This window comes from Curtobacterium sp. PsM8, from assembly GCF_030433875.1.
Classification (GTDB): Bacteria; Actinomycetota; Actinomycetes; order Actinomycetales; family Microbacteriaceae; genus Curtobacterium.
Genome location: NZ_JARUXD010000099.1, coordinates 1 through 9,229, shown reverse-complemented (window position 1 = coordinate 9,229; position 9,229 = coordinate 1). Strand labels below are relative to the sequence as shown.

Here is a 9,229-nt window from a genome sequence, read left to right as displayed (position 1 = left end):
CCCGGCCCGCGGCGCCCCCCCCCCCCCCCCCCCCCCCCCCCCCCCCCCGCCCCCCCGCCCCCGGGCCGCGGCCCCCCGCGCCCGCCCGCCCCGGCGGGGCGCCCCCGACGATCATCACCCACTGGCTCGCCGCACGTCGGTGCGGCAGCACGCCGTCCCACGCCCGTCGGTACTCCCCGACCGCACGGACCGGGTCGCCCTCGGCGCGCGCGACCTCGGCGCGCACCGCGTGCGCGAGCAACGCCATCTGCGCACGTTCGCCGCCGGGGCCGCCGCCCGGTCCGCCGACCGGCCCGACGCCGGGCGACGCCGGCAGCGCGGCGAGTTCGGTGGCCAGCGTCCGGGCGCGCTCGACGTCCCCGGTCGCCGCGGCACTCAGCCCGACGCTCCACCCCACCTCGATCAGGTCGTCCTCGGCGCCGAACTGCTCGAGTCGCGCACGGGCCGCGTCGGCTGCGTCGAGCGCCTGCTCGTGCCGACCGAGCTGTCCGGCGAGCTGCGTGACCGAGACGGCCGCGGTGCCCGAGGTCCAGACGTCCCCGGCCTGCTCGGCGAGCACCCGCGCACGGGTCGCGAAGCCCAGGGCGCGTTCGAGCTCGCCGTCGTTCTCGGTCAGCGGGGCACTGAGCAGGTGTGCCAGGCACGCCACGCCGGCGTCCGGGTCCTCGCGGAGCCGGGCCAGTGCGGCCTCACCGACGCTCCGACGCCCGAGGGTGAGCAGCAGTTCGGCCTGCGCGTCGACCACGGGCACGCCGGTCACGCCCGTCCGACGGAGGCGGCGGAGCGCCGCGCGGGCACGGACCGAGGTACGGCGGTCCGTGAAGGCGGCCGTCGCGCAGGCGATGACGAGGCCGAGGACCGCCGCGGTGCGGACGCCCGGGTCGCTCGCGAGCGCGTTCGCCGGGTCGCCGCCGCCAGGTCCCAGCGTCCGGAGCACCGCGACGACGTCCGGTGCGATGGCCGCGACCTCGCCGTGCGCCCCGCGGAACGACCAGTACCCGGCGAGCGCCGAGAAGAGCGGGGCGACCGCGACCGGATCCCCAGTGCGGAGGGCCCAGCGCAGCATCGTGACGAGGTTGTCGGCCTCGCGTTCCAGGACCCGGAAGCGGGCGACCTGGTCCGTGGTCCGGACGATGAACAGGTCGTGCCCGGCGGCGGTCCGGCAGGCCCAGCGCGTCATCGCGGCGCGGACGTCGGCGGTCGCCCCGGACTCCTCGAGTCGTGCGGCACCGAACTCGCGGACGGTCTCGAGCAGGCGGTAGCGGACCGGCTCCCCCTCCTGCTCGACGAGTTGCACGAGGGACTGCTCGACCAGTTCCGCCAGGTCGTCGAGGGCGTCGTGCAGCCGCTCCGGTGGGGCGACCGCTTCGACGGCGTCGACGGACAGGCCGTCGGGGAACAGCGCGAGGCGGGTCAGCAGGTCCCGCGCACCGGCGTCGAGCAGCCGCCAGCTCCACTCGATCACCGCCAGCAGGGTCCGGTGTCGCTCGGGTGCCGACCGGTCGCCGCCCCGGAGCAACGCGAAGCGGTCGTCGAGTCGTCGCTCGATCTCGTCGACGCTCATCCCCCGGATCCGGGCGGCGGCGAGTTCGATCGCCAGCGGTGAACCGTCCAGCCGCGTGCAGATCCGGCGGACCGCGTCGACCGGCAGCACCGCCCCCGGACGAGCGGCCCGTGCCCGGTCGGTGAACAGGCGGACGGCTGCCCCGTCGGCCTCGACGGGCAGCGGTGCCAGCGGCGCGACGACCTCGCCGGCGACCGCGAGCGGCGCGCGCGAGGTCGTCAGGATCCGCAGTCCGGGCAGCACCGCGAGCAGGTCCGCGGCGAACGCGGCGACCGGCTCGAGGATGTGCTCGCAGTTGTCGAGCACGAGCAGCGTGGGTTCCTCGCCGAGCGCCCGGACCACGCGGGTGCGCAGGTCGGCGATCACCGCGTCCCGGAGGCTCCGCGCACTGCGCACCTCGGCGAGCCCCAGCAGCGCGCCGATCGCGGGGACGACGTCCTCGCCGGTGGTGAGCGGTGCGAGCTCGACGACGACGACCCCGCAGGCCGCCGGCACGGTCGCCGCCGCGGCCTGGGCCAGTCGGGTCTTGCCGAGTCCACCGGCTCCGAGGATCGTCACCAGCCGTGCGTCGGACAGGAGGCGCGTGACGGCGGCGAGGTCGGCCTCCCGTCCGATGAGTGCGTTCGGGGCGGCCCGCAGCCCGACCCGACGGACCGAGCCGCTGGCGGGTCCGGCGCTCCGGAGCACGTCGGCGTTCAGTCGGACCAGGTCGACCGAGGGGTCCGCACCCAGTTCGTCGGACAACCGGTCACGGTGCGCGGCGAAGACGGCGAGCGCCTCCGCCGACTGGCCGCCGGCCGCGAGTGCCCGGACGAGCCCGGCGACGACGGACTCGTCGAAGGGGTCGGCGGCAGCCTCCTCGCGCCAGATCGCGGCGGCGGCGTCCGGCTGGCCGTCGGACTGGAGGACCGTGGCCAGTCGTCGACGGAGGTCTCGTCGGACCGCGCTCGCGCGGTCGGCGAGTGCCGTCCCGACCGGACCCTCGAGGTCACCGCCGGGCTCACCGCGCCAGCGGTCCAGTGCTGCACGGAGCGCCGCGGCGTCCCCGGATGCGTCCGGGGAGCCGTCGAGCGTCCGTTCGGCCGCCCCCAGGTCCGTCGCGTCGGTATCCACCCCGAGGGCGTACCCGGCGGCGGTCGAGACGACGAGCCCGTCGGCGGTCGCGCGGCGGAGGCGGGAGACGAGGGTCTGCAGGGCTGCGCGGGCACCCTTCGGCGGTTCGTCACCCCACAGGTCGTCGATCAGGGAGCCGGTGGTCACGGCGCGGCCGCGCGCCAGCACGAGTGCGGTGAGGAAGGTGCGTGCCAGTGCCCCGGGCAGGGGCACGAGCGCCCCGGTGGGGTCCTCGGCGAGCACCGGACCGAGGACGGCGATGCGCGGCGTGGACACGGGGGAAGTCTAGGCGCGGGGTCCGTCAGGGCGAGCCGGTCAGGTCAGGTCGAGCCGGTCAGGTCGACGGTCCGGTCTCGGTGTCGACGTCCTGCGTCGCCCGACGCTCGGACTCGACGATCCCCCGGAGCGAGACCAGCGCCGACGACGTCACCGCCACGTCGGACGGGTTCTCGCGGGAGGCGTCGAGTGCCTCTTCGAGTTCCGAGATCGCCCGGTCGCCCTCCTCGGGCGGGTGGTCGCCGCGCACCATCGCCGCGACCTGCCGGATCGCCGTCGTGAGGGGTTCGGTGAACGCCTCGTCCGGCCGACCGAGGTTCGACGACACCGGACCCGACCGGGCCACGAGCTCGGTGAGGTCCGTCGTGTACCAGGCGACCCGCTCGAGCGCCCGGAAGCGCGACCCGTCGTGCTGCAGCCGTGCCCGTGAACCGCGGAGCGCCCCGCGCGGGTTGATGCGCCGGCTCTCCTGCGCGATCGACACCCGGCTGCGGACGTCGGCGATCGCCCGGTCCAGCCGGTCCTGCGCCCGGTCCCACGCCCGCTCGTCCCGCTCGCCCTGCTCCAGGACATCCGCCAGGCCGTCGAGGTGCTCGGCCAGCACACTGTTCACCTGGTCGATGCGGCGCTCGGCGTCCCAGAAGCGCAGCGGCGGGAACACCAGGAAGTTCACCAGCAGGCCGACGACCACGCCGACGGCCATCTGCACGAGGTACCCGAGCGAGTACCCCTCGGCGTGCGCACCCCCGACGAGCAGCACGAACAGCGCCGCCGTCGACACCCACGAGCTGCCCTCGCCGAGGATCCGGAACCCGCCGACGAGCACGCCGACCCCGACCGCCAGCGCGACCGCGAGGACACCGGGGTCCCCCACCCACATCGTGAACGCTGCCACCGCGATGCCCAGTGCGATGCCGACCAGGGTCTGCACACCGCTCCGGAGGCCCGCGAACACCGTCGTCTGCATCGCGACCACGGCGCCGAGCGGGGCGTAGTACGGGTAGTCGGACGCGACTCCGGGGACGTGCCGGGCGACGACCCAAGCCAGGGCTGCGGCAGCGGCGGCCTTGGCGGCGTGGAGCAGGCGCGGCTGCGTGCCGGAACTCCGACTCCACCGCCAGACGCGCGTGCCGACCCCGGCGATGTGCTGGAACTGCATGGGTGCTCTCATCTCGTCGGCCGACACGGTACGCGGCGGCCGCTGGTCGCGCCTCCGGGTCGGGCCTGACGGGGCGGGCCTGTCGGGGCGGCGGGGACCCCTGGACATGCAGGAGGGCCCCCGCAGCCTGCGCTGCGAGGGCCCTCCTGGTGGTGCGGTGCGACTACTTGGACGAGTCCGCGGCGTCGTCCGACTTGGCAGCGGCGTCGGCCTCGACCTCGGCAGCAGCGTCGGTCGTGGTCTCCTCGGCGACCGGGGTCGACTCCTCGGTGGTCTCGGTCTCGTCGACCGGGGCCTCCGTGGTGTCGGTCTCCGTCGCGGCCGGCGCAGCGGCGGCCGGAGCAGCCTTGCGCGAGACCGGAGCCGGCGTGCTCGAGACGGGCTCGAGGACGAGCTCGATCGAGGCGAGGGGAGCGTTGTCGCCCTTGCGGAAGCCGAGCTTCGTGATGCGGGTGTAACCGCCCTGGCGGTCGGCCACCTGCGGCGCGATCTCCGTGAACAGCGTGTGCACGACGGTCTTGTCGCGCAGGGCTGCGATCACACGACGACGAGCGTGCAGGTCGCCACGCTTCGCGAACGTGATGAGGCGCTCGGCGACCGGGCGGAGGCGCTTGGCCTTCGTCTCGGTCGTGGTGATGCGGCCGTGCGTGAACAGGGCGTTGGCGAGGTTGCTCAGGAGCAGGCGCTCGTGGGCGGGACCGCCACCGAGGCGGGGGCCCTTGGTGGGCTTCGGCATGTCAGTTCTCCAGTGGTGATGGTGGTGCGCCCCGTGTCAGGAGCGCGTGCGCGTCAGCGCGAGGTCAGTTGCTGGACTCGTCCTCGTCGTACCCGCTGTAGAAGTGGGCACCATCGAATCCGGGGACGGTGTCCTTGAGGGACAGGCCGAGCTCGGTGAGCTTGTCCTTGACCTCGTCCACCGACTTCTGGCCGAAGTTGCGGATGTTCATGAGCTGCGTCTCCGAGAGGGCGACGAGCTCGGACACCGTGTTGATGCCCTCGCGCTTCAGGCAGTTGTAGCTACGGACCGACAGGTCGAGGTCCTCGATCGGCGTCTGCAGCTCGTTCGACAGCACGGCGTCGACCGGCGCGGGGCCGATCTCGATGCCTTCAGCTGCCGTGTTGAGCTCGCGGGCGAGCCCGAACAGCTCGACGAGCGTGCGACCGGCCGACGCGATGGCGTCGCGCGGCGTGATCGCGGGCTTCGACTCGACGTCGACGACCAGGCGGTCGAAGTCCGTGCGCTCACCGGCACGCGTCGCCTCGACGCGGTAGGTGACCTTGAGCACGGGCGAGTAGATCGAGTCGATCGGGATCTGACCGGCCTCGCTGAACTCCGAGCGGTTCTGGGTCGCCGAGACGTAGCCGCGGCCACGCTCGATCGTCAGTTCCAGCTCGAAGCGGGCGGAGTCGTTCAGGGTCGCGATGACGAGGTCCGGGTTGTGGATCTCGACACCGGCCGGCGCGGAGATGTCCGCGGCGGTGACCTGACCGGCACCCTGCTTGCGCAGGTAGGCGGTGATCGGCTCGTCGTGCTCGCTGGAGACGACCAGGCTCTTGATGTTCAGGATGATCTCGGTGACGTCTTCCTTGACACCGGGAACGGTGCTGAACTCGTGGAGGACACCGTCGATGCGGATGCTCGTGACTGCAGCACCGGGGATGGACGAGAGGAGCGTGCGGCGCAGCGAGTTGCCGAGGGTGTACCCGAAGCCCGGCTCGAGCGGTTCGATGACGAAGCGCGAGCGGAATTCGGAGATGGACTCCTCGTTCAGGGTGGGGCGCTGTGCAATGAGCACTGTGGAATTCCTTTCGGCGAAGTGTCCGCTATATGACACTTGGCGGTACGACGGGGCCGGCCGGGCCCCGACGGGTCTGTTTCAGTTGTGATCACGCGCACAGGAGTGCGCGATCGAACGACCAGGAATGGCCGCCCCCACTCGTCCCGGTCAGGGAACGAGCGGGGAACGGCCTGTTGCTCCTCGCGTCAGACGCGGCGGCGCTTCGGCGGGCGGCACCCGTTGTGCGCCTGCGGCGTCACGTCGTTGATCGAACCGACCTCGAGGCCAGCGGCCTGGAGCGAACGGATCGCCGTCTCACGACCGGAACCCGGTCCCTTGACGAAGACGTCGACCTTCTTGACGCCGTGCTCCGCTGCCTGACGAGCAGCCGACTCGGCGGCGAGCTGCGCCGCGAACGGCGTCGACTTGCGCGAGCCCTTGAAGCCGACGGCCCCGGAGGACGCCCAGCTGAGGACGGCACCCGACGGGTCGGTGATGCTGACGATGGTGTTGTTGAACGTGCTCTTGATGTGGGCCTGGCCCACAGCGACGTTCTTCTTCTCCTTGCGGCGCGGCTTGCGCGCGGCGGTCTTGGGGGTAGCCATCGTGATCTCCTATCGAGCCTTCTTCTTGCCTGCCACGGTGCGCTTCGGACCCTTGCGGGTACGAGCGTTCGTCTTGGTGCGCTGACCGCGCACCGGGAGACCGCGACGGTGGCGGAGACCCTCGTAGCTACCGATCTCGACCTTACGGCGGATGTCGGCGGCGACCTCACGGCGGAGGTCACCCTCCACCTTGAAGGTGCCCTCGATGAAGTCGCGGAGGGCGACGAGCTGGTCGTCGGTGAGGTCCTTGACGCGGATGTCGCCGGAGATGCCGGTCTCCGCGAGCGTCTGGACGGCGCGGGTACGGCCGACCCCGTAGATGTAGGTGAGTGCGATCTCCACGCGCTTCTCGCGCGGGATGTCGACGCCTGCTAGACGTGCCATTGTGCTGGCTGCTCCTGTTGTCGATGGAGGTGTGGCGCAGTGCCGGTGCCCGGGCCTCCGACCCGAGGTGTCCCCCACCCGCTGATGCGGACGGGATCTGACACTGCGTTGTCGATGTTCAGTTGTGGGTCGTGCTCGAGCCGCTGGCAGTCTCGCGACTGGCGGCCCCGGTCGTGCAGCCGGACCGGAGTCCGTTCCGGAGCAGCTCTCGCTGGTCCGTCAGGGACTAGCCCTGGCGCTGCTTGTGACGCGGGTTGCTCTTGCAGATCACCATGACGCGGCCCTTGCGGCGGATGACGCGGCAGTGCTCGCAGATGACCTTGACGCTGGGGTTGACCTTCATTGTTCGTTCCTCGTGCTCGCTGGCTTCGTGCTCGGCGGGTTCGCCTTGCCGTTCCTTTCCAGCTCGCGGATCACTTGTAGCGGTAGACGATCCGGCCGCGGGTCAGGTCGTACGGGCTCAGCTCGACGATCACGCGGTCCTCGGGGAGGATGCGGATGTAGTGCTGGCGCATCTTCCCGGAGATGTGCGCGAGGACCTTGTGTCCGTTGGTCAGCTCAACGCGGAACATCGCGTTGGGCAGAGCTTCGAGCACCGAGCCTTCGATCTCGATGACGCCGTCTTTCTTGGCCATAGCCTCACTGTCGCTTGGTTGGATTACCGGTGTGATCCCCGAGCCGGTCTGCGGGTTCGGGCGCCACGCCAGAAGGCATGGCACACCAAAGATCGATCTTATGTGGTAGACGGCGGATTGCCAAGTGCTGGTTCGACCTTCCGCGAGTCGGGGGGCCGTCCAGAGCCCGAGGAGCACCCCAGTGCAGGGGACGGAGCGCGCTCCGCGGTGCGCAGGGACGCCGTTCCACAGCGACCTCATGCCTTCTCCGTCGTCGACACGGAGCCCGGAGCCGTACGGTGACCGGAGCCCTGATCGAAGGAGGACACCCGTGCCCGACGCCCCCGGCCGCCCGCGCCCCGTCGCGCGCCACGGTCGACTCCCCCGCCGACGCGGGTGGACGACCCTCCTCACCGTCGTCGCCGCAGCGGCCGCGGTGGTCCTGGTCAGCGGCACCAGCGTCGCGACGATCGCCGCCGCGCAGCTCGCCACCTCGACCAGGACCGTGCCGCTGAGCACCGATGACCAGAGCACCGCGAAGACCGCCGACATCACCGCCATCAAGGGCGGCGCGAACATCCTGCTCATCGGCAGTGACACCCGCGTCGGACAGTTCGATTCCGACGAGGACGTCGAGGGTGCCCGCAACGACGTCACGATGCTCGTGCACGTCTCCGAGGACCACCAGCAGCTCACCGCCGTCAGCTTCCCCCGTGACCTCATGGTCCCGATCCCGGCGTGCACCAACCCGGAGACCGGCACCACGTACCCGGCAGCGGCATCCGCGCAGTTCAACACCGCGCTCGGCAACGGCGGCGTCTCGTGCGTCGTCGACACCGTCGAGAACCTCACCGGCCTGACCGTCCCCTACGCCGGACTCATCACCTTCGACGGCGTCATCGAGATGTCGAACGCCCTCGGCGGGGTCGACGTCTGCGTGGCGTCCCCGATCGATGACTCCTTCACCGGGCTGCACCTCAGCGCCGGCGCGCACTCGCTGCAGGGCACGGACGCACTCGCCTTCCTGCGGTCCCGGCACGGCGTCGGTGACGGCAGCGACCTGGCCCGGATCAGCTCGCAACAGGTGTTCCTGTCGGCACTCCTCCGTCAGGTGACGTCGAACGGCACGCTCTCGAACCCGCTCACGCTCTACAAACTGGCCGGTGCCGCACTGTCGAACATGACCCTGTCGGACGGCCTCGCCCAGACCCGGACCCTCGTCGGACTCGCCTCCACCCTGCGCGGCATGAGCACGTCGAGCATGCTCTTCGTGCAGTACCCGGTCGTCGACGACCCCGCGGACCCGGCCCGGGTGGTCGTGGACGAGACGAACGCCCACGCCCTCAACGTGGCCCTGCAGACGGACGAGCGGACGTCGCTGAGCGACTCCTCGACGGGCCGTGCGTCCCGGGAGTCGTCCGGCACCGCGATTCCGTCGCCGACGTCCGCTCCGTCCACCCCGTCAGCCTCCTCGCCCGCAGCGAGCTCCGGGTCCGGGACGCCGGCCCCGGAGACCACGACCACGAGCAGCCCGTCCTCGACGCCGCTGCCGTCGTCGATCACCGGGCAGAGCGCAGCCGAACAGACCTGCTCGGTGGGGAACTGACCGTCGTCTCGCGGCGACGACGTGGCCGGGCCACGACATGACGGGAGGCCCCCCCCGCCCGGGGGGCCGGGCCGCCCGCCGAGCGGGTTGTGGGCGGGGCGCGCCCGCCCCGCCCCCCCGGGCGCCCCAC

9 protein-coding genes are annotated in these 9,229 nt (G+C 72.1%); 1 reads left to right on the top strand and 8 read right to left on the bottom strand.

What is annotated here, in order from left to right:
• From QCD68_RS16010 to infA, 8 genes are all read right to left on the bottom strand, one after another.
• Nucleotides 1–2,953, bottom strand: a 2,953-nt coding sequence (locus QCD68_RS16010; RefSeq protein ID WP_301223736.1) for a BTAD domain-containing putative transcriptional regulator, incomplete at its 3' end; no start/stop codon positions are given.
• Between the two features lie 58 nt (nucleotides 2,954–3,011).
• Complete coding sequence (locus tag QCD68_RS16005; protein ID WP_301223735.1) at nucleotides 3,012–4,112, bottom strand: FUSC family protein; 1,101 nt, start codon at nucleotides 4,110–4,112, stop codon at nucleotides 3,012–3,014.
• Between the two features lie 163 nt (nucleotides 4,113–4,275).
• Nucleotides 4,276–4,848, bottom strand: a complete 573-nt coding sequence (gene rplQ / locus QCD68_RS16000; RefSeq protein ID WP_111073924.1) for a 50S ribosomal protein L17 — start codon at nucleotides 4,846–4,848, stop codon at nucleotides 4,276–4,278.
• A gap of 64 nt (nucleotides 4,849–4,912) precedes the next feature.
• Nucleotides 4,913–5,908 (bottom strand): DNA-directed RNA polymerase subunit alpha, encoded by a 996-nt coding sequence (locus QCD68_RS15995; protein ID WP_110824226.1) that lies wholly within the window; start codon nucleotides 5,906–5,908, stop codon nucleotides 4,913–4,915.
• A gap of 188 nt (nucleotides 5,909–6,096) precedes the next feature.
• Nucleotides 6,097–6,495, bottom strand: a complete 399-nt coding sequence (gene rpsK, locus QCD68_RS15990) for a 30S ribosomal protein S11 (RefSeq protein WP_110824227.1) — start codon at nucleotides 6,493–6,495, stop codon at nucleotides 6,097–6,099.
• Between the two features lie 9 nt (nucleotides 6,496–6,504).
• The gene (gene rpsM / locus QCD68_RS15985) at nucleotides 6,505–6,879 is read right to left on the bottom strand and encodes a 30S ribosomal protein S13 (protein ID WP_110903552.1); all 375 of its coding nucleotides are present in this window, start codon (nucleotides 6,877–6,879) and stop codon (nucleotides 6,505–6,507) included.
• A 226-nt stretch (nucleotides 6,880–7,105) separates the two neighbouring features.
• Complete coding sequence (gene rpmJ / locus QCD68_RS15980) at nucleotides 7,106–7,222, bottom strand: 50S ribosomal protein L36 (protein ID WP_111073925.1); 117 nt, start codon at nucleotides 7,220–7,222, stop codon at nucleotides 7,106–7,108.
• A 70-nt stretch (nucleotides 7,223–7,292) separates the two neighbouring features.
• Entirely contained in the window at nucleotides 7,293–7,514 is a 222-nt protein-coding gene (infA, locus tag QCD68_RS15975) for a translation initiation factor IF-1 (protein ID WP_017885509.1), read from the bottom strand.
• Between the two features lie 310 nt (nucleotides 7,515–7,824).
• Here infA and QCD68_RS15970 point away from each other — a divergent pair, with 310 nt between their 5' ends.
• Nucleotides 7,825–9,099, top strand: a complete 1,275-nt coding sequence (locus QCD68_RS15970) for an LCP family protein (RefSeq protein ID WP_301223734.1) — start codon at nucleotides 7,825–7,827, stop codon at nucleotides 9,097–9,099.
• Nucleotides 9,100–9,229: the final 130 nt, after the last annotated feature.